Origin of the sequence: Roseovarius sp. BRH_c41, assembly GCF_000961715.1 — a bacterium.
GTDB lineage: Bacteria > Pseudomonadota > Alphaproteobacteria > Rhodobacterales > Rhodobacteraceae > Roseovarius.
Map to the genome: position 1 here is coordinate 44,208 of NZ_LADY01000066.1, position 18,957 is coordinate 63,164.

Below are 18,957 nucleotides of genomic sequence, written 5' to 3' on the forward strand. Positions count from 1 at the left end.
TGGACCCACATTTGACCTAAAACATTACTTTCTCGACGGAGACTTGAAATGGCAGAGATCAGAAAAGCCCTTCGCACCGTGCCCGCCTGTGCTCTCAGTCTGGCGCTTTTGGCGTTCGCGGTCCCTGCCGCAGCCGATCATTCCGGTCACGACAAGGCCCAAGACCAAACCCACGATCACAGCGCGGTCAAAACCGAAGACCATTCGGCAGGCCACGACGATCACAGCGCGGGCCACGACGCGACAGCCGGTCACGACATGACAGCCGGCCACGACGCGATGGCAGGCCATGGCGACCACGACCATGCCGCAGAAGCGCACCGCATGCCCGACCATCTTGGCATGGACACTCAGAACAGCATCGGCATGGCGATGAGCATGGATGGGTTCCAGTACAAGCGCAGTCTGCAAGACTATCAGATGCCCGCCATCACCCTGCGCAATCAAAACGCCCAAAAGGTGAATTTTGCAGAGCTAATGGCGTTTGACGGCCCTGTCCTGCTCAACTTCATCTTCACCAGCTGCGCCACGATCTGCCCGGTGATGAGCGCAACCTTTGGTCAGACCCAAGAGGATCTCGTCGCCATCGACGAGAATTACCTCATGGTCTCGATCTCGATCGACCCGGAATACGATACGCCCACGCGCCTGCGCGACTATGCCGAATTGCACGCAGCCCGTGATAACTGGATCATGCTGACTGGCCAGTTCGACGATGTCTTTACCATCGTGCGCGCCTTTGATGCGATCTACAAAGGCGACAACAAGATGTATCATCGCCCTCTCACCTTTCTGCGCGCCAGCAAGGATGCGCGCTGGCTCCGGCTCGAGGGTCTCCTCGGCTCCGAGGAACTGGCTGAGGAATACAACAAACTGCTTCACCCCGAGGTGAACTGATGGGCTTGCATCTGCTTGTCTCCACTCTGCGCCGCCTTGGCCTCGCGTTTGCCCTTGTTGCCGTGCCGCTTTGGGCCGCCGCCGGGCAGGCGGGCGATGCAGACCTCGGGCGCAAACTCTATTGGGAGGGGATCGGCGCTGATGGCCAGCCGATCACCGGCGTGACCCAGGGCGATGTGAAAATCTCTGGCGCGCAATTCTCCTGCGTGAACTGCCACCGCCCCAGTGGGTTTGGCACCTCCGAAGGCGGTAATTACGTCCCCCCGATCATCGGCTCGGTGCTCTTTGACAAAAAGACCCCCAACCGCAATCGTATGTTCAAAGACCTCTACCAAGAGGTGCAGCCCGCCGGTTTCTGGGCACGGGTGCGCGCGCCCCGCATGCGCCCGGCCTATGATGATGAATCGCTGACGCGCGCGCTCAAGGATGGCGTGGATGCGGGCGGGCATGTGTTTGACCCGATCATGCCGCGCTATGATCTCACAGCGCAGGACGTGGCCAACCTGTCCGCCTTTATCAAGACGCTCTCGGTCGAGATTGACCCCGGCGTGACCGAGCGTGACATCCATTTCGCAACCATCATCGACCCCGGCGCTGATCCGGCGGCGGCGGATGCCATGATCCGCACGCTCGAACTGTTTTTCGAGTGGATGAACAAGGACACTGAGGGTGACACCCGCAACCCGACCTTTTCACCCAATTACCGCTCCAATTTCATCTCCGCCTATCGCTACTGGAACCTGCATGTCTGGCGGCTCGAAGGAGCGCCTGAAACATGGCGCGCCCAGCTCGAGGCGAAATATGCCGAGCAGCCGGTTTTCGCCACCGTCAGCGGATTGGTCGAAGGGCCTTGGGATGAAATCGGGGCCTTCTGCGACGCCAAACGCTTGCCGTGCATCTTTCCCAACACCGAATTGCCCACCCCCGGCGAGGGGCGCTATGGCTATTCGATGTTCTTCAACCGTGGCTTGCCGCTCGAGGCCGAGGCGCTGGCGCTTTACCTAGGCGATCAAGACACGTCCCCGACCCGCGTCCTGCAACTCCACGGAGCCGGACCCCAAGGCACCCGTCCGGCAGAGGCCTTCACCAAGACGATGGCCATGGTGTTGCCCGACACGAAGGTTGAGACCCTGCCGTATGACGGGGCCGAGGGCCTGCGCACGGCACTTGCCGCAGCGGACCCTGACACACCCCTTGTGATCTGGCCACAGGATGTGGACGAGGCGGTGGCCGTTCTGGCCGCCAATCCGCCCGCCACGCCGCGATTCTTCCTTCCGTCTGCGGCCAAGGAACCGGCGCTTGCGGCATTCTCCCCGGCGCTGGTCGAACAGGCGCGTCTTGTCTGGCCCTATGACAAGCCCGAGTCTTACCATCCGAACAAATACCGCATTCGCGGATGGATGCACACGCGGCGACTTAAGGTCAGTCACCCCCGCATCCAACTGCAAACATACTATGCACTGACCATGATTCAGTTTGGCCTGATGCATGCGATTGATGATTTCTATCGCGATTATGTGCTGGAAATCATCGAGCATGAGGCAGAGAATGAACTGAACCCCGGCACCCATCCCGAACTGGGATTGGGACCGGGACAGCGCTTTGCCTCCAAGGGTGCCTTCATCGCAGCATTAGTCCCAGAAGAGCGCGTTGGCTACCGCGTTGTCAGTGATTGGATCGTACCCTAGGTTTTGAGTAATGGGCCTTACGGTACGTAGCGGGCGGCAGGGTACCCTGTCGCCCGTGTCTTTTCAGATCAGCGACCAGATCCAGACAAGTCCCGCCGCACCTGCCAGATAGGCGCCAAAGGCAATCGCAAGATCGCCGTCCGGCCGCGCTCCGCGCCGGAGCGCCGCGATCCCTGCCACGGCCATTGCCAACACCGCTGCGACCAGGGTGACCACCGGAAGGGCCATCACCCCCAAACCCGCTCCGATCCCCGCCATCAGCTTGACATCACCCCATCCTAACCCTTCGCGCCCGCGCAGGGTCTGATACGCAATACGCAGCGCGAGAAACGTCCCCGCACCGATGGTCGCGCCGATCAACGCCCCCGAGAGATCGCGGCTGGGGTCTTCCCACGCGAGCAGTATCCCGATCAGAAAGAGCGGGCCGGTCAACCCATCCGGCAGCCGGAATGCGGCCAGATCACACAGAACCAACCCCATCAAAACCCAGAGCCAACCCGCCCCCAGCACCATATGCAGGGGCGATTCTGCGACCCAAACCGCCAGCACCGCCAGCGCCATGCCCCCCAATTCAGCGTAAAACAACCGCTTCGGAATTGCCGCGCCGCAGCTCCGACATTTTCCGCCCAACCAGAGCCAGGACAGCACCGGGACCATGTCGCGCCAGCCAATTTGACCCGCACAGGACTGGCACCGCGATCTCGGTCCGACAATGCTCTCGCCACGCGGCAAGCGATCCGCCCAAGCTGCCAGAAATGATCCCACAGCCGCCCCGGTCGCGATCAGGAAAAAGGCCAATGAGGCGGTTCCAGACATAGGCATCTCCGATGCGGGAAAAACGGGGCCGGGGCCACGGCAGCGATTGTCAGATGGCTGCGCGTACTCTATGATTCACCCGGTAATCTATACGCATTTACGGACAGATTTTACCATGCAAATCAATATGTCACGCCGCTCGCCCCGTGCGTCCGCCGATGCCGGCTTTTCGCTGCTTGAACTGATGGTCGTGGTGGTCATCATGTCCATTCTGGCGCTCGTTGTGATGCCGCGTATCATCGACCGACCGGATCAGGCCCGTGCCGCGCGTGTGCAATCCGATCTCGCCGTTCTGGCGGGTGCGGTCAAGCTCTACAAGCTCGATAATTTCCGCTACCCGTCCACCGAACAAGGCTTGCGCGCATTGGTCGAGGCCCCGACAGCCACCCCTGCGCCGCAGAATTACGCCGCCAATGGTTATATCGACCGACTGCCGCTGGACCCTTGGGGCAATGAATACCAGTATCTCCAACCGGGTGTGCATGACGAGTTTGACATCTTCACCCTCGGGGCCGATGGCGTCGCTGGCGGCGCGGGTGTCGATGCGGATATCGGGTCATGGGGCGAATAACGACCTCCTCTGGCGATGACGGATTCACCCTTCTGGAAATGGTTGTGGTCGTGGCGGTGATTGCCGTGCTTTCGGTTACGGCGACGTTTTCCATCACCGACCGCAGCCGTGGCGAAGGCGACGTGATCCGCTTTGCCGCAGCCTATGACCGCCTTCGCGATGCGGCCATCTTGGGGGCGGCTCCACAGGGCTTGATCCTCGTTCCTGACGGCTGGCAAGTCCTGCGCCCACCAGCCCCGAATGCCCCCGAAGACGGCTGGCAACCTGTGGGCAGAGCGCAGAAATTTCGCGGCGAAGCCCGGTTTGAGGGGCCGAATGGCGCGATTCTGCCGCGCGAAGTGCCGCGCGCGCCAAAGCCCGATATCACCTTTCTCCCCGACGGTCAGGTCAGCCCCTTCGAGGTGACCTTCATCGGCAATGAGAGCCTCAGTCGCTGCCGCTCCGCGGGCGTCCTAGGTCTCGATTGTGAGGGGGCATGACCCGTCGGGACGATCACGGCAGCCGGGGCGTGACCCTTTTGGAACTGGTGATTGCGGTTTTCGTGCTCTCCATCGGCACGATCGCTGCCCTGCGCAGCGCCGATCAAGCCGGGCGCGCCTTGGGCGGCGAGGCGGCGCGCGTCATGGCACTTCAGGTGGCCTTGAACCGGGCCGAGGAATATCGCCTCTTGGGCGCACGGCAGGCCAAAACTTTGCCGCGCAGCGTCACCTTCGGACCCTATCAATGGCAGCTCGAGATCACCGAGGCTGTCACCCGCGCCGGTTTCACCGAGGCGACGATCCTCACCCGAGCCCCGGAACAGCCCGGCGCGCGCCTCGTCGTCATCGCGCAAACCGAGGTCGTGCAATGACGCGCACCGCCACAGACCGAGGCCTGACGCTGCTCGAATTGGTGGTGGTTCTCTCGATCTTTGCCCTTGTGGCGGTCATGGGGCTGCAAGCGCTGAGTGGCATGATGCGCGCCCGTGACCGGCTGACGGATGCCGATGAACAGGCCGCTGCCCTCGCACGCGGTCTTACCCTGTTGCGTGAGGATCTCAAATCCGCCGCGGTCCTGCCATTCTGGCCGCCCAACGCCCTGGACCCGGAACCTGCCTTTCTCGATCTGACCGGGCCTGCGGGCTGGTTTGCCCTTTCCACCGCCGGGCGCGCCGTCCTTCCCGAGGTGCAGGCAGCGGGGCAGGCGCGCGTCATCTGGCGGCACGATCGCGAGGCCGACCGCCTGACGCGCCAGATGTGGCCCGTGCTGCGCCCTGCCTCTGATCTCGCCCTTGCCCCGGAAACCACCGTGTTCGAGCGTGTTGCGGGCCTGCGCCTGCGCGCCTATGCCGGGACCGAAGAAGGCTGGGTTACCGATTGGGGCGTGCCCGATCTCATTCCCCGCCCGGCTCTGCCCAAAGCGATAGAAGTGGAAATTGAATCAATCGCTTATGGCCCCCTCCGCGTTGTGGTGGCCTATCCATGACTCAGGCTCTGCACCCCGATCGCGGCATCGCCCTTTTGAACGCGCTCATCATGGTGGCGGCGATTTCCGCCATTGCCACCGGCCTCATGCTGCGCGCCGAAACCAGCCGCAGTCGCGTTGAACACCTGCAAATCAGCCAGCAGGCGGCGTTGCATCTCGATGCCGCTGAATGGCTGATCGACCCGGTGCTGCGCGCCGATTGGGAACGGGATCAGAGTCTCGACCATCTGCTTGAAGGCTGGTCTCTGGCCGGGTTTCAGGCCGATATCGACCGGGCCCAGATGACCGGCACCATCACCGACTTGCAAGGCCGTTACAACGTCAACGCCCTCAGCGATTCCGCCGACCTCAATGCGGTGCAGTCCTTTGACCGGCTGCTCGCGACCCTTGGCCTGCCTTTGACCCTTGGCCGCGACATTGCTGGCTTTGTGCAGGCGCGCGGTCCTGCTCAAACCTCCGATTATGCCAACCGTCCGTTGCCTCTGTTCCCCGCTGGCGCGCCGCTCGACCGGATCGAGGACTTACGCCTCGTCAACGGCATGACCGCCGAGACCTATGCCCGCCTGCTGCCCTTTGTGGCGGCGCTGCCGCCCGGTGGCGGCCTCAATGTCAACACGGCCTCGCCCGAAGTTCTGGGCGCGATGCTGCCCGCCACCAACCCGGCGGGCGTGGCGCAGCTGATCGCCGACCGGGGCCGCAATCCCTTTGCGGACGCCGATGATTTCACCACGCGCGCCGAAGCTCTGCTGCATCCGCGCGTCATCACGCAGGCCCTCGCCCCCGAAGGCGGCTTTGTCACCGCAACGGATTGGTTCGAGGCGCGGTTTGACGTAACGCTGGACGGTCGCATCCAAAGCCGCATCCTCACCGTGGAACGCTCCACCCTTACCGGGGCCGTCACCATCAGACATCGCCGGACTGTCACCCCATGAGCCTGACTCTCACCCGAAAATCGCGCGGCCAATCAGCACCCTTGCCGGTCCATGATCTGACCGGCGATGCGCCGCCGCCGCGCGCCCCCTTTGTCGCCTCAGTGCCGGGGGCAGCGGCCCCGTTGGTGCCGCTCAATCTGCCGGCCGCGCTCATGGGACAGGCCCGCGACCGGGTCGCCCGGCGCCAGTTGCGCGATGCCTACGGCGGCACCGAGGCGGGGCTGGATATTCGTCCCGCGCGTCTTGGCTCAGCTCCTGATCTCTGGACGCGCCTCCTCATCACAGATGCGGGCGACCGGCGGGACTGGTTGCGCGCGCTTGGGGTCTTTGCCCCGCAGTGCCGCGCCGTGCTGCCTGATTTCCTCTGTCTGCCAGCCGCCCCGGACCTCTGGGTGATCGAGACCACCGCCACCGGCGTCATCGCCCGCCTTGGCCCCGAGGATGGCTTTGCCGCCGAGCCGGATCTGGCGCTTGCCCTTCTGCAAGAGGCCGCGCGCACCGGCATGCCGCGCGCCATCCTGCGCAATGGACCCGCGCGGGCGGAAATCGACACCTTTCTCACGGCGCAAAACCTGCCGATCTGTAGCGATCCGGCCGATTTGACCACGCATGGCGTGACTGCGCCCGCCCGCTTTGCCTATAACGAGCTTTCGCTCGATCTCGCCCGAGACCCCGGCGCCGAGCGGGCCGAGATGCGCGGCATCCTCAGCCGCTTGGGTCTGCCTTTTGCCCTTGCGGTGCTTGGCCTCGCCGGCTGGATTGCCGCAGCAATGATCGAAACCGGCACGCTCACCGCTCAGGGGCTCGCCTATCGCCAGAATGCCGAACGCATCTTGCGTCAGGTGATGATCCCAACCGGCCCCATTCTCGATATCCGCAGCCAGGTTGCGCAAACCATGGATCGCGCCCGCACCGCCAGATCCGAGGTTGAAAACGAGGCGCGACCGCTCGATGTCCTGCGCCGCGCCGGGGCGGTGCTGGGCAATCACGAAACCACCATCACCCGCGTCAGCTATCAACCCGGCGCGGGACTGGTCATCGACTTGCAAATCACCGATTTCGCAGCGCTCGACGCGCTCGTGGCTGATCTGCGCATGGCGGGCACAGAGGCCCGCGTCGCCCAATCCATCACCCGCGAGAATACCGGCGTCGACGCGGTGCTGGCCATGGCCGTGACCGAAAACGGAGCCGATCGATGAGCGCGCTTATGGACCGTTTGACCGGCTTTCTCCTGGGGCTCAGCCGTCGCGAGCGCTGGCTCGTGGCACTTCTGGGCCTCATTGCCCTGCCGCTTGCGGCGGTCTACGGCATCGCCCTTCCACTGGCGGACTCCCGTGAAACCGCCCGCGCCGCCGTGGCCGAGGCTCGCGCAACCGAGCTTTGGGTGGCCGATCAGGCTGTGCAATTCGCCACCTTGGCCCGTGACGCGGGAAATGGCCCCAAGGTGGCGCGCGCGACCACCCCCATCGGCATCAGCGGCATCGAGGCGAGCTTGCGCGAAGCAGGTTTGCGCGAGGCGGCTAGCGAATTGGCGAATGCCGCCGACGGCGGCATCACCCTGCGCTTTGACGCCGTGCGCTTCACCCAACTGGCCGAATGGCTGACAGCCCAGAATGACATCTGGGGCTATGATTTGGCGGGCTTCACCTTTGAACGCGGCGCGCGCACCGATGTTGTGGCCGCCGACCTGCGTCTGGTGGCGGTGCAATGAGGCGCGCAGCCCTGATCCTTGTTGGCCTTTTGATGGGACTGACTTTGGCGGTCATGAGCGAGGGGCGTCTTGCCCACCTGCGCGCGCTGGCACCCGGCCTCGTGCCGGGTTGGCTGACCGGAGCCGAGGATCAATCCTCGCTCTGGCGCGGCCAGATGCGCGGGCTGCAACCGACCCTGTTGCCGGTCCCCGCCGATCTAACATGGCGCTTTGACCAGATTGACGGCCCCGGTGCGCGCTGGTCTGTCACCCTCTCAGGTCCGGGGCTGTCGGGGCAGGGCACTCTGGGCCTTCCATTGGCGCGCGACCGCGCCGACCTGCGCGCGGCCCGTCTGGAAATTCTGGTGGGGGATTGGCCCGCGTTGATCGACGGCTGGCCGCTCGGTGGGTTGGTGATGGCCCAGAGTCTCAGCGCCGATCTGACCCTGCCGGGACGTGCCGTTCAGAGCGTCGATGCCGCGCTCGACTGGTCCGGTGCGCGGCTCGCAGGCGTGGACATCGGCCATGCCGAGGCGGTCCTGACCTCGGATGCGGGCACATGGCGCGCGCCCTTCGCACTCACCGGCGATGTGATCCGTGCCACCGGCACGCTCTCAGGGCGGTTCGGCGATCCCTTGGCGCAGCTTGACCTACGCATCGACCCTGTGGGCGAGGTGCCCGAGGCGTGGCAGCGCGCCTTGGATCAGACCGCAGTGCCGACAGATGAAGGCTGGCAGATTTCCCGCGACATTGACCTTGCCGCAGGCTGGCCGCTGTTTTAACCCCCCGCGCCCAAACGCTTCAAATCACGGGCAATATCGGCACGACGGCTCGCCATCGCGCCCAGCGGATCAAGGCCATCATCAAGCGCCAGCATCTCTTTGAGCGCGGCATCGGCAGAGCGCAGTTTGGCAATCGCGCCCGCCCCACCGCGTCCCGCGCTGATATCCGCCAGCGCGCTTTCATGCTGCGCCGTGCCACTCACGGCAAGGGCCGCCGCGCGGTCCCTGCCCTTGGTGCTCGCCGCTAGACCGTTGGCAATCTGCGCCGCCTCGTCATAGCGTCCCGCCCGCAATAACGCATGCGCGTATTCCAGCCGCAGTCGCGGCTCCAACGGTCCGGCGTTTTGAATGAGAACCGCATAGCTGCGAATGGCACTGTCGTAGTTACCCTGCTCTAGCGCCTTGCGCGCTGAGCTGTAATTGCGTTGAAAATCCGCACCACTGCTGATCGTACCCGGCTCACAGGCAGCAAGTGCCGTGATAACTATTATAGAAAGCAATGGTTTAATTAAATTCGGCATGTTGTTATATGCTCCTGCCCCTTTGAAGGGAACCTACCATGCCCAGCCATGACCGAACCATGAAAATTCCACAAATTGCCTAAAAAAACACGCTTTGGGACATTCCTGCGTCAACCCGTCTTTCCAATGGAATCGCCGCATCATATCGGGTAGTATTTAAGGGTAGGTCCAAGCCGCCAGTCAGAGCAGCGCGTGGCCCGAGGCAGTCCTGAAGAGGCAGGAGATATCACCAAATGATGTTCCTGAATTATACACATGCATTTTCATAAACGTCTTGCCCTTCTGGTGATGCTCTGGTTGGCATGGCCCGGCCTTCTGGCTGCACAGGTCTCGCTTGATCTGCGCGACGCAAGCCTGCGGGATTTCGTCCAGATCGTGGCGCAATCGACCGGGCGCAATTTCATCCTGGACGAGCGCGTTCAGGGCAGCGTGACCGTGGTCGCCCCCAATCAGGTGTCCCCCTCAGCCATCTATGAAATTTTCCTCAACGTCCTTGAACTCAATCGTCTGACCATCGTCGAAGGCGCTGAGACCGACCGCATCGTTCCCATTGATCTCGCGCGCGAACTGGCGCCGGGTGACGCCCGCGCGCGTCTGGGGGGCGATTTTGAAACCCGCGTCTTTCCCGTCCGCAACAGCTCGGTCGATGAGATCGCAGAGGTCATTCGCCCGCTTTTGCCCGCCGAGGCGGTGCTTTCGACCGTCCCGGAATCCGGCCTGATGATCCTGTCCGACCGGCGCGAGAATTTCCAGCGCATCGTGCAGCTTGTCGACCGGCTCGACACGCCCAGCCGCAACTCCATCGAAACGATCCCCCTCCGCAACGGCAAAGCCGCCGAGATGCTGAGCGTGATCACGGCTCTTGCCATAACGCCACAAGGCTCCAGCCTCTCCGCCGATCCGCGTTCAAATGCGCTCATCGTGTCCGGAACGCCGGAATTTCGCGATCGCGTCCGCGACGTGGTGTCCGAGCTTGACAGACCGCAACGCAGCATTGCCACCGAGGTTGTGCATCTCAACTACGCCAATGCCACCGATCTTGCCGATGTCATTCGCCAGAGTTTTGGTGCGCCCGAAGCGTCGACCGAGGGGGCCGCGCCCACGGCTGTCCCCGGCGGCATCACCATCGTTGCCGAAGAGCAGCAGAACGCGCTTATCATCACCGCGCCGACTGACCGGATTGCCTCTATCACCGGGGCTGTGCGCGGTCTCGACCAACGCCCCGACCAAGTGCTGATCGAGGCGGTGATCTTTGAACTGTCGGTCGAGAGTTTCTCCGATCTCTCCTTTCAATTCGGCGGCGTGATTGATGGGGCGACCGTGGGCGGTGTCGAATTCGCGCTTCAGGGGCGTCCCACCCTCACCAGCCTTGTCAGCACGGTTTTGGCGGGTAATGCGCCCACCGGCGGCGGCACGGGCGGCTCCATTGCGGCTTTCGACAAAAGCGGCATCGGCGGGTTTCTTGCGGCGCTCGCCTCCAAAAGCTCGACCAAATTGCTTTCGACTCCCTCGATCCTCACCCTCAACAACCGTGAGGCGGAGATCGTCGTGGCGCAGAACGTGCCCTTTGTGACCGGCAGCTTTTCCACCGTCGGCGACAGCGCCGTGCCCAACCAACCCTTTCAGACCATCCAACGTCAGGATGTGGGCCTGACCCTCACGGTCACGCCACAGATTACGCGCGACAAGACCGTGCGTTTGGAGATTAACCAAGAGGTATCCAACCTCACCAACGCCGCTTCTGCGGCGGGCGGCGAGATCACCTCGAAGCGAGAGCTTTCGACCAATGTGCTGGTGCGCGACGGGCATGTGATCATGTTGGGCGGCTTGCTGGAAAATGGCTCGGGCTCGGTCAATCAGCGCGTGCCGGGCCTGAGCGAACTGCCGCTTTTGGGGCGGCTGTTCAAGGGGCGTTCGGTTAACGAGAACCAGCGTATTCTACTGGTGATGCTGCGCCCGCGCATCCTGTCCAGCGATGAAGAGGCCCGCGAACTGACCAAGCGTCTGGCGCGCGAGGCCAAGCGCGCCGCTGATTACATCGCCCCCGCTGATGATGGCACCTATCCGCGCGTCCCGGATTCGAGCTTTCCGTTTGATGGCGCCAATCTCAACCAGCCCTTCGATGCCGATTTCATCGACAGCGCGGCTCAAACCCGTCGTTTCCCCCCCCTGCCATCGGCCCTGACATTCGCGGATAGATAGAGCATGACCGCGCCGCTCCTGCCCTTCACCCTTGCCCGTGATCAACAGATTCTGGTCGAGGGGGACCGGCTCCTGATCGGTCCCGGCGCAACCGCGCTCGGCCTGCGCGAGGCCCGCCGCCGCGCGGGTCAACCGCTTGTGACAGAGCCGCTTTCGGCCGAGGCGTTTCAGGCCCGTCTGGCCGTGCTCTATCAGGACGGCACAAGTTCTGAGACCGGCACCGACGATCTCGCCTTCGATCTCGAAGAGGGGGCAGGCGGTGGGCGCGGCCCGCGCGACCTGCTCGAAGATGGCGAAGAAGCGCCGGTCATCCAGCTTGTGAACCAGCTCTTGCGCCGCGCCGTGCGTGCCGGGGCGTCGGACCTGCATGTCGAGCCGCATGAAACCGGGTTGCGCGCCCGGATGCGTGTGGATGGCATGTTGCAATCCGTGCTCGACCGGCAGGATCTGCCGGTGCGCCGTGTGGTCTCGCGGCTCAAGGTCATGGCAGGCTTGGATATTTCCGAAACCCGCCTGCCGCAGGACGGCCATATCTCGCTCCGCTTGGGCGGGCGCGCCATCGACGTGCGCGTCTCGACCCTGCCCGGAAACTACGGCGAACGGGTCGTGATGCGGGTGCTTGACCGCTCTGCTGGCCTCATGCCGCTCGATCAGCTTGGCCTGCGCGCCGATCAGATCGAGGTGCTGGAACGCATGGCCGCGCGGCCCAATGGCATCATCCTCGCCACCGGCCCCACCGGCTCGGGCAAGACCACGACGCTCTATTCCCTCCTTCAACTCGCCAATGACGAGATCCGCAATATCCTCACCGCCGAGGATCCGATCGAATACGACCTCCCCGGCATCAGCCAGAGCCAGATCAACGCCGAGATTGGCATGACCTTTGCCGCCGGTCTGCGCGCCGCCCTGCGCCAAGACCCCGACATCATCCTCGTGGGTGAGATCCGCGATCAGGAAACCGCCAGCGTCGCGGCACAGGCCTCGCTCACCGGGCATCTGGTGTTCTCCTCGCTGCACGCCAATGGCTCTGTCGGTGCGGTGGTGCGCCTGCGCGATCTGGGGCTTGACGATTTCCTCATCGCCGCCACCCTGCGCGGTGTAATCGCCCAACGCCTCTTGCGTCAGCTTTGCACCACCTGCCGCCGCGCCGCGCCGCCCACACCGGACGAGGCCGTGCATTTCAAGACCGCCGGCATCACGATCCCCGCGGTGATCCACCACCCCAGCGGCTGCCCCACCTGCAACGGCACCGGCTATGCGGGCCGCGTCGGCGTGTTTGAGATCCTCGAAGTCTCCGAAACCCTGCGCGCCGCCATCGACAAGGGCCAGTCCGAAACGGAGATGAAGCGCGTGGCGCTTGCCCCGGATCAGACCCTCTTTGGCCAATCCCTGCATCAGGTCTCGGTCGGCAGAACCAGCCTCGCCGAGGCGTTGCGCGTGGTGGGCGACGCGCTGTGAGGGCCTTTGCCTACACCGCGTTCAACGCCGAAGGCCAGCGCAAGCGTGGCACCCTCGTGGCCGAGAGCGAGGCACAGGCCGCCGACATCCTGCGTGGTCAGGGCCTCTTTGCCGAGGATATCACCGCCAAACGGCAGGGCGGCGGGCTGACGCTTGCGCGCAACCGCCGCACCCGGCTCAACGCCGATATGCGCGCGGTCTTCACCCGGCAGATGGCCGTGCTCCTGTCCTCTGACCTCTCCGCCGAAATGGCGCTGGAAACCATCCGCTCCTCCGGCACCTCGCCGGTGATCGAGGCGGCGGCAGCCGAGGCCAAGGCGGCGCTGATGGACGGCCAGCCCCTTTCCGTCTCGCTCGACAAGGCCAACGCGGGCTTTCCCCGTTTCTACATCGCGGCGGTGCGCGCGGGCGAAACCTCGGGCGATGTGGCGGTGGTGTTCGAAGGCTTGGCCGACTATCTCGAAACGGTCGGTGCCGACCGCGCACAGCTCGCCACGGCGCTGATTTACCCGGCCTTTGTCGCCGCCGTGTCGCTCTTGGTCTGTGGCATCCTGATGGTCAACGTCGCCCCCGAAATTGCCGCGATGTTCGCCGTTTCAGGCCGTGAATTGCCGCCGCTGACACAGGTCGTCATGGCGATCAGCGACTGGATTCAGGCGCATTGGATTGCCCTTGTCATCGGCATTGTCGCCAGCATTCTGGGCCTCGTCTTTGCCCTGCGCGTGCCCTCCGTGCGCGACCGTTGGCATGGGATTGCCCTCTCGCTGCCGGTCATTGGCCGTCTTCTACGCCTCTCGGCGGCGGCGCAATACCTCCGCACGCTGGCGCTGGTGATCTCCAGCCGCCAGACCGTCGTCGATGCCGTGACCTCTGCCAGCGATGTGCTGGTGATCCGCCGTTTCCGCGTCGAAGCGCTTGATCTGGCCGAGGCGGTGCGTTCGGGCGAGAGCCTCAGCCAGGGCCTCACCCGCATGAGCCTCATTCCCCCCGTCTGCCGCCAACTCATTGACGCAGGCGAGAAATCCGCCCGCCTGGGCCGCATGACCGAACGCGCTGCGGTGCTGGTGGAAACCTGGCTCACCAATGAACGCAAGCGCGTCTCGGCGCTCATTGACCCGCTTCTGATGATGGTCGTCGGCGCGCTCGTGCTGGTGATCGTGCTGGCGATCCTCTTGCCGATCTTTGACCTGCAGGCGACGGTCGGCTAAGCCATACGGCTGGGCAGGAGGGCGCGGGTTCTGGCCTTAAGCCGACGTTGGCCCTCAGCGATGAGCCGTGCGGTCGCTGGGCCGGGGACTAGCGATGCAACGGCGGTAACTGGCACTTAACGCAAGCAAAGTCCGTATGACTTCAAAGAGATGCGCTCCGTCTCAAAATCGCTAGGCCGCGGGACGGCCCAGCGATCGCGCGGCGGCGCTTCGGGCTTGAGTCCGCGCGTAAGCGCTTGGGGCCAACGCCCCCTTCAGGCCAATCGCAACGCTCCCCCAGTCTACCCCACGCGATAGGGCAGCACGCCGCGTTCGTCTGGTGTCACCTGTAACCGCCGCTCCAGCGGCGGGACCGAGCGTTGGTGACACTCCGCCCGCTCGCAGATCCGGCACGAAATGCCGATCGGCTCGAAGGCCCGCGCATGGCTCACATCCAGATCGTCCGCATAAACCAGATCGCCCGCGTGTTTCACCTCGCAGCCAAGGCTGATCGCAAACCGTCGCACTGGCGCGCCGAAACTGCCCCCAGGTTTGCTCACGTCACGTGCGAGGCTGATATAGCGCACCCCATCTGGCGTTTCGGCCAATTGCCGCAGAAACCGTCCCGGCGTCTCAAACGCGCGATGCACATTCCAGAGCGGGCAGGCCCCGCCAAATCGCGCGAATTGCAATCGCGTCGCCGAATGTCGTTTGGTGATTGTTCCGGCCTGGTCGACCCGCACGAAAAAGAACGGAATCCCCTTGGCCCCTGGACGTTGCAGAGTCGAGAGCCGATGACAAACCTGCTCGATTGATGCGCCGAACCGATTGGCCAGCACCTCCAGATCGTGCCGCACCTCCTGCGCTGCGGACAGAAACCGGCCATAGGGCATCACGGCTGCTCCGGCGAAGTAATTCGCCAACCCGATCTTGGCAATCGAGCGCGCAGCCTCGGACTGAAACCGCGCAAAATCCAGAGTGGCTTCGAGAAGTTGGTCTTGCGTCACAAGGGCCAATTGCAACAAGAGTTGAAACCGGCGGCTCTCTGGCGCCGCGCGGGACGACAGCGTGAGAATCCCGGCATCGCGGTCGTAATGCCGCAACTGCGCTGTATCGGCCTCGACCACCGTGATCCCTAGCCCCGCCAGCCGTGCCGCAGCCAATTCGGAAATCCCCTGCCGCGCACCGCCCTCGGCAAAGCGTTCGGCGGCATGATCCACCGCATCTATGTAATTGTCGCAGTAATGAAAGAAATCGCGGACTTCGTCCCAGGGGCTCGATTGGCTGCGCGCATCCTCGCGCCCCAAGGCCTCGTCGAGCGAGGCCAGCCGCTCGTGGGTTTGACGATAGGCGCTGTGCAGTTCCAGAAACGCCCGCGCCAGCGCCGGGGCGTTCGACGCCGTCAGCCGCAGATCGGCCAAGGGCGGTGGATCGTCGCCAAACACCGGATCGGCCAGCGCCTCGCGCATGTCGCTCACCATCCGCTCGGCATCGCCCGTGCTCAACTCCGTTACGTCGAAACCGAATTCCTGCGCCAGCGCCAGAACCACCGTCGTGCTCAGCGGACGGTTGTTGTTCTCCATCTGGTTCAGATAGGGGAGCGACACGCCCAGTTTGCCCGCGAAATCCTTTTGCGTCAGGCCCAGCCGCTGCCGCGTCTCGCGCAGCTTGGCCCCGGCATAGAGTTTCTGCGTCGCCATTGCTCGATCCCACCCGTTTTGCAGTTTCGCATACGGCAATGAGTATCTTTGCAAATACATGCAGGCAAGCCCTTGCCGCGCCCGCCCCCATGGACAGCGCGACCACAACCGCCAAGCTGACACGCAGAGTCATCGCCATCAGGAGCGCGCGCAGATGCCAGACCCGGCGATGCTTCTTGAATGGGCCGGTTTTGCCGCCCGTTGGTTGCATGTCATCACCACCAGGGCGTGGATTGGCACGTCGTTCTATTTCATTGCACTCGATCTTGGTCTGCGCCGCGCCCCGGATTTGCCAAATGGCGCACAGGGCGAGGAATGGCAGGCGCATGGCGGCGGCTTTTACCATCTCCGCAACTATCTCGTGGCACCGCCGCAGAGGCCCGACCACCTCACCTGGTTCAAATGGGAGAGTTACGCCACCTGGCTCTCGGGGGCGGTCCTCCTCATGCTGGTCTATTGGGTTGGTGCAAAGCTCTCCTTGCTCGCCCCCGACGGTCCGCTCAGTGCGGGGCAGGGCATCGCCCTCTCGGCGGCGTCGCTGGGTGTCGGCTGGCTGATCTACGACCGGCTTTGCAAATCCGGGCTTGCCGCGCGCCCCACCCGGCTCATGCTGCTTCTTTTCGGACTGCTCACCGGCATGGGGTGGGCCTAGACGTAGGTTTTCACCGGGTGCGCGATGATGCTGCTTGTGGCGACCTTCACCGCCACGATCATGACCGCCAATGTGTTCCTCATCATCATGCCAAATCAGCGCATCGTGGTGGCCGACCGGCGCGCCGGGCGCAGGCCCGAGGTGCGCTCTGGACAAATCACCAAGCTGCGCTCGACCCATAACACTTACCTTACCCTGCCTGTCATCTTCCTGATGCTCTCCAACCATTACCCGCTCGCCTTTGCCACGCCGTACAACTGGCTCATCGCGGCCCTTGTCGTCCTGTGATGGGCGTTACCATCCGGCATTTCTTCAACACGCTGCACGCCCGGCGTGGCCACCCTTGGTGGACATGGGGCATGACCGCGCTGATCTTCGCCACCATCATTTGGCTGTCCGCGCTCGGCGGCCAAACGGTGCCGGCAACCAGTCCCGAGACCACCCGCCTCAGCCCCGCCCAATTCCGCCTGACCGAGGCCCCCGGTTTTGACGCGGTGCAAGAGATCGTGGCCCTGCGCTGCGCCATGTGCCACGCGGCCGAACCGCTCTGGCCCGGCATGATCCACGCGCCCAAGGGCGTAATTCTCGAAACGCCCGTCGACCTCGCCCGGCAGGCTCGCGCCCTTTACCTGCATGCTGGACTCACCCAGGCTATGCCGCCCGCCAATCTCACTGCGATGGACCTGGCAGAGCGCGCCACCCTCATCGCTTGGGACCGGGCGGGTCGTGCCGTGCCCTAGTCTCATAGCGTGCCGAATCGAGCCCCGCCTTCAACCAGCTTATTTCCCGCAGTCGCGCCTGCGTCATCAACTCGTGGTGTTCCATGCGCGCCTGATCCGCCTTCTCCAAGGCCTCGAGATCGCTGACCGAGACAATGCCCGCCACCCGCACCCCGTTGCGCAGCACCATCACCCGTCGTCCGCCCGCCGCCAGATGATCCACAACCCGCCGCAGACGGACCCGCACCCGGTGAATCGGCATCTCGTCATACATTGCCCGCCTCATGCCTTGCCCGATGAGACGAACCTGACAGACGCCGGTTAAGAAATCGTTGCCCCCACCGAGCGGTCGGGACAAAACCGATCCGAGACCTTACAAAATCACCTCTAGAACCTTACAAAGGTTACAACCGATCTCAGCCCGGAGCGCACCGCATGAAAATCGCCACCGCCGCCTATCCGCTCGACGCACTCACCTCTTGGGCCGAGTATCGCCGCAAACTCACCGATTGGGTGGCCGAGGCGGCCGGGCAGGGGGCGGATCTTGCCGTCTTTCCTGAATATGGCTCGATGGAATTGGCCATGCTCGCTGGCACTGAGGCCGCAGGCGATCTGGAACGCTCTTTGCACGCTGTTTCTGACTTTATATCAGAGGTTTACGATCTGCACGCGGAGCTTGCAACCAAGCATGATCTACACATTTTGGGCGCTTCGGCCCCCGTGTTCGACCCGGATTTGGGAGCACGCCCAGTAAATCGCGCCATGCTCTTTACCCCCACCGGCGCCCGCGCAGCACAGGACAAACAGATCATGACCCGGTTCGAGCGCGAGGAATGGCATGTTGCGCCCGGCGGCCCGCTCCGCCTGTTTGATACAAGCCTCGGCAAGATCGGTATCCTGATCTGTTACGATAGCGAATTTCCTTTGTTGGGCAAGGCTTTGGCCGATGCCGACCTGATCCTCGTGCCCTCCTGCACAGAGGCGCTGACTGGCTATTCCCGCGTCCGGATCGGTGCCATGGCCCGCGCCCTCGAGATGCAATGCGTGACCGTCATGGCCTCGACCGTCGGCACAGCGGATTGGTCCCCGGCAGTCGACACCAATTGTGGTGTGGGTGGCGTCTTTGGCCCACCAGATACAGGGTTTCCGCCCACGGGGGTCATTGCCGAGGGCACGCTCAACCGCCCCGGCTGGACCTATGCCGAGGTCGATCTGGACCGCATCGCCCATGTCCGCGCCGATGGGGTCGTCCTCAACCGCCGCCATTGGGACGATCAACAGGGGCGCGACGTCACGGTCACATCTGAACGTCTGCGGTGATTAGACCCTTGAAAACCGCGCAAAACAGGCGCATTTACTAGCGCGTTCCGCAAAACGGCGGGGCGCCATATCAAGGAGAGACCATGGCCAAGGAAGACACGCTCGAATTTCCCGGTGTCGTCAAGGAACTCCTGCCCAACGCGACATTCAGGGTCGAGCTTGAAAACGGCCATGAGATCATCGCACATACGGCAGGCAAAATGCGCAAGAACCGCATCCGCGTTCTCGCGGGCGACAAAGTTCAGGTGGAAATGACCCCCTACGATCTGACCAAGGGTCGGATCAACTATCGCTTCAAGTAAGTTTGGCGCGCAGCCCCGAGTACATCCAAGCCTTTCGGGCAGCCTCCAAAGAGGCG

General features: G+C 63.7%; 19 protein-coding genes and 1 pseudogene. 16 read left to right on the forward strand and 4 right to left on the reverse strand.

Annotated elements, in window-relative coordinates; translation table 11 throughout:
- The first annotated feature begins 48 nt into the window (after window positions 1-48).
- Both VR71_RS22830 and VR71_RS22835 read left to right on the forward strand, forming a co-directional pair.
- The gene (locus VR71_RS22830) at window positions 49-897 is read left to right on the forward strand and encodes an SCO family protein (protein WP_296430787.1); all 849 of its coding nucleotides are present in this window, start codon (window positions 49-51) and stop codon (window positions 895-897) included.
- Window positions 897-2,585 (forward strand): cytochrome c, encoded by a 1,689-nt coding sequence (locus VR71_RS22835; RefSeq protein ID WP_045686632.1) that lies wholly within the window; start codon window positions 897-899, stop codon window positions 2,583-2,585. Before VR71_RS22830 ends, VR71_RS22835 begins: the two co-directional genes overlap by 1 nt.
- Window positions 2,586-2,648: 63 nt before the next feature.
- Here VR71_RS22835 and VR71_RS22840 read toward each other — a convergent pair whose 3' ends face one another.
- Window positions 2,649-3,401, reverse strand: coding sequence for an A24 family peptidase (locus VR71_RS22840; RefSeq protein ID WP_045686633.1), 753 nt, complete (start codon window positions 3,399-3,401; stop codon window positions 2,649-2,651).
- A gap of 115 nt (window positions 3,402-3,516) precedes the next feature.
- On the opposite strand from VR71_RS22840, the gene gspG reads away from it, so the two are divergent.
- The 8 genes from gspG to VR71_RS22880 are packed head-to-tail and all read left to right on the forward strand — an operon-like array spanning window position 3,517 to window position 8,840.
- Window positions 3,517-3,972: a type II secretion system major pseudopilin GspG gene (gspG, locus tag VR71_RS22845; protein WP_045686634.1), complete on the forward strand. Its 456-nt coding sequence runs from the start codon at window positions 3,517-3,519 to the stop codon at window positions 3,970-3,972.
- Window positions 3,960-4,451, forward strand: a complete 492-nt coding sequence (locus tag VR71_RS22850; RefSeq protein ID WP_045686635.1) for a GspH/FimT family pseudopilin — start codon at window positions 3,960-3,962, stop codon at window positions 4,449-4,451. The genes gspG and VR71_RS22850 overlap by 13 nt, the downstream gene beginning before the upstream one ends.
- Window positions 4,448-4,822 (forward strand): prepilin-type N-terminal cleavage/methylation domain-containing protein, encoded by a 375-nt coding sequence (locus tag VR71_RS22855; protein ID WP_045686636.1) that lies wholly within the window; start codon window positions 4,448-4,450, stop codon window positions 4,820-4,822. Before VR71_RS22850 ends, VR71_RS22855 begins: the two co-directional genes overlap by 4 nt.
- Window positions 4,819-5,436: a type II secretion system protein GspJ gene (locus tag VR71_RS22860; RefSeq protein WP_045686637.1), complete on the forward strand. Its 618-nt coding sequence runs from the start codon at window positions 4,819-4,821 to the stop codon at window positions 5,434-5,436. The genes VR71_RS22855 and VR71_RS22860 overlap by 4 nt, the downstream gene beginning before the upstream one ends.
- The gene (gspK, locus tag VR71_RS22865) at window positions 5,433-6,368 is read left to right on the forward strand and encodes a type II secretion system minor pseudopilin GspK (RefSeq protein WP_045686638.1); all 936 of its coding nucleotides are present in this window, start codon (window positions 5,433-5,435) and stop codon (window positions 6,366-6,368) included. The genes VR71_RS22860 and gspK overlap by 4 nt, the downstream gene beginning before the upstream one ends.
- Window positions 6,365-7,567, forward strand: coding sequence for a type II secretion system protein GspL (gene gspL, locus VR71_RS22870; RefSeq protein ID WP_045686639.1), 1,203 nt, complete (start codon window positions 6,365-6,367; stop codon window positions 7,565-7,567). The genes gspK and gspL overlap by 4 nt, the downstream gene beginning before the upstream one ends.
- A complete protein-coding gene (gene gspM, locus VR71_RS22875; RefSeq protein ID WP_045686640.1) occupies window positions 7,564-8,079 on the forward strand; it encodes a type II secretion system protein GspM in 516 nt (171 codons plus the stop codon). Before gspL ends, gspM begins: the two co-directional genes overlap by 4 nt.
- The gene (locus tag VR71_RS22880) at window positions 8,076-8,840 is read left to right on the forward strand and encodes a hypothetical protein (protein WP_045686641.1); all 765 of its coding nucleotides are present in this window, start codon (window positions 8,076-8,078) and stop codon (window positions 8,838-8,840) included. The genes gspM and VR71_RS22880 overlap by 4 nt, the downstream gene beginning before the upstream one ends.
- Here the strand turns inward: VR71_RS22880 and VR71_RS25415 are convergent.
- Window positions 8,837-9,361 carry a tetratricopeptide repeat protein gene (locus VR71_RS25415; protein WP_157046521.1) on the reverse strand — a complete coding sequence of 175 codons (525 nt, stop codon included), beginning with the start codon at window positions 9,359-9,361 and terminating at the stop codon, window positions 8,837-8,839. The two genes, VR71_RS22880 and VR71_RS25415, sit on opposite strands and share 4 nt — an antisense overlap.
- A gap of 255 nt (window positions 9,362-9,616) precedes the next feature.
- Between VR71_RS25415 and gspD the strand changes: the two genes are divergently transcribed.
- From gspD to VR71_RS22900, 3 genes are read left to right on the forward strand one after another with little or no spacing between them, the layout of a single operon-like run.
- Window positions 9,617-11,563, forward strand: a complete 1,947-nt coding sequence (gspD, locus tag VR71_RS22890) for a type II secretion system secretin GspD (protein ID WP_009816124.1) — start codon at window positions 9,617-9,619, stop codon at window positions 11,561-11,563.
- A 3-nt stretch (window positions 11,564-11,566) separates the two neighbouring features.
- On the forward strand, window positions 11,567-13,021 hold the full coding sequence (locus tag VR71_RS22895; protein WP_045686642.1) for a GspE/PulE family protein: 1,455 nt from the start codon (window positions 11,567-11,569) through the stop codon (window positions 13,019-13,021).
- Window positions 13,018-14,229, forward strand: a complete 1,212-nt coding sequence (locus VR71_RS22900; protein WP_045686643.1) for a type II secretion system F family protein — start codon at window positions 13,018-13,020, stop codon at window positions 14,227-14,229. Before VR71_RS22895 ends, VR71_RS22900 begins: the two co-directional genes overlap by 4 nt.
- A gap of 281 nt (window positions 14,230-14,510) precedes the next feature.
- Here the strand turns inward: VR71_RS22900 and VR71_RS22905 are convergent, their stop codons facing one another.
- The gene (locus VR71_RS22905) at window positions 14,511-15,908 is read right to left on the reverse strand and encodes a short-chain fatty acyl-CoA regulator family protein (protein WP_009816121.1); all 1,398 of its coding nucleotides are present in this window, start codon (window positions 15,906-15,908) and stop codon (window positions 14,511-14,513) included.
- 154 nt (window positions 15,909-16,062) lie between these two features.
- On the opposite strand from VR71_RS22905, the pseudogene VR71_RS22910 reads away from it, so the two are divergent.
- Window positions 16,063-17,300 (forward strand): annotated as a pseudogene (locus VR71_RS22910) (urate hydroxylase PuuD).
- Here the strand turns inward: VR71_RS22910 and VR71_RS22915 are convergent.
- Window positions 17,263-17,553: a type II toxin-antitoxin system Phd/YefM family antitoxin gene (locus VR71_RS22915; RefSeq protein ID WP_009816118.1), complete on the reverse strand. Its 291-nt coding sequence runs from the start codon at window positions 17,551-17,553 to the stop codon at window positions 17,263-17,265. The pseudogene VR71_RS22910 and the gene VR71_RS22915 sit on opposite strands and share 38 nt — an antisense overlap.
- Before the next feature lie 161 nt (window positions 17,554-17,714).
- Between VR71_RS22915 and VR71_RS22920 the strand changes: the two genes are divergently transcribed.
- Entirely contained in the window at window positions 17,715-18,599 is an 885-nt protein-coding gene (locus VR71_RS22920) for a carbon-nitrogen hydrolase family protein (protein WP_045686644.1), read from the forward strand.
- An 83-nt stretch (window positions 18,600-18,682) separates the two neighbouring features.
- Entirely contained in the window at window positions 18,683-18,901 is a 219-nt protein-coding gene (gene infA, locus VR71_RS22925) for a translation initiation factor IF-1 (protein WP_005978431.1), read from the forward strand.
- The last annotated feature ends 56 nt before the right edge of the window (window positions 18,902-18,957 follow it).

Bases quoted from the DNA above. Each gene is read 5' to 3' on its own strand.
- VR71_RS22830 (WP_296430787.1), top strand. From the start codon at position 49: ATGGCAGAGATCAGAAAAGCCCTTCGCACCGTGCCCGCCTGTGCTCTC.
- VR71_RS22835 (WP_045686632.1), top strand. From the start codon at position 897: ATGGGCTTGCATCTGCTTGTCTCCACTCTGCGCCGCCTTGGCCTCGCG.
- VR71_RS22840 (WP_045686633.1), bottom strand. From the start codon at position 3,401: ATGTCTGGAACCGCCTCATTGGCCTTTTTCCTGATCGCGACCGGGGCG.
- gspG (WP_045686634.1), top strand. From the start codon at position 3,517: ATGCAAATCAATATGTCACGCCGCTCGCCCCGTGCGTCCGCCGATGCC.
- VR71_RS22850 (WP_045686635.1), top strand. From the start codon at position 3,960: ATGGGGCGAATAACGACCTCCTCTGGCGATGACGGATTCACCCTTCTG.
- VR71_RS22855 (WP_045686636.1), top strand. From the start codon at position 4,448: ATGACCCGTCGGGACGATCACGGCAGCCGGGGCGTGACCCTTTTGGAA.
- VR71_RS22860 (WP_045686637.1), top strand. From the start codon at position 4,819: ATGACGCGCACCGCCACAGACCGAGGCCTGACGCTGCTCGAATTGGTG.
- gspK (WP_045686638.1), top strand. From the start codon at position 5,433: ATGACTCAGGCTCTGCACCCCGATCGCGGCATCGCCCTTTTGAACGCG.
- gspL (WP_045686639.1), top strand. From the start codon at position 6,365: ATGAGCCTGACTCTCACCCGAAAATCGCGCGGCCAATCAGCACCCTTG.
- gspM (WP_045686640.1), top strand. From the start codon at position 7,564: ATGAGCGCGCTTATGGACCGTTTGACCGGCTTTCTCCTGGGGCTCAGC.
- VR71_RS22880 (WP_045686641.1), top strand. From the start codon at position 8,076: ATGAGGCGCGCAGCCCTGATCCTTGTTGGCCTTTTGATGGGACTGACT.
- VR71_RS25415 (WP_157046521.1), bottom strand. From the start codon at position 9,361: ATGCCGAATTTAATTAAACCATTGCTTTCTATAATAGTTATCACGGCA.
- gspD (WP_009816124.1), top strand. From the start codon at position 9,617: ATGCATTTTCATAAACGTCTTGCCCTTCTGGTGATGCTCTGGTTGGCA.
- VR71_RS22895 (WP_045686642.1), top strand. From the start codon at position 11,567: ATGACCGCGCCGCTCCTGCCCTTCACCCTTGCCCGTGATCAACAGATT.
- VR71_RS22905 (WP_009816121.1), bottom strand. From the start codon at position 15,908: ATGGCGACGCAGAAACTCTATGCCGGGGCCAAGCTGCGCGAGACGCGG.
- VR71_RS22915 (WP_009816118.1), bottom strand. From the start codon at position 17,553: ATGTATGACGAGATGCCGATTCACCGGGTGCGGGTCCGTCTGCGGCGG.
- VR71_RS22920 (WP_045686644.1), top strand. From the start codon at position 17,715: ATGAAAATCGCCACCGCCGCCTATCCGCTCGACGCACTCACCTCTTGG.
- infA (WP_005978431.1), top strand. From the start codon at position 18,683: ATGGCCAAGGAAGACACGCTCGAATTTCCCGGTGTCGTCAAGGAACTC.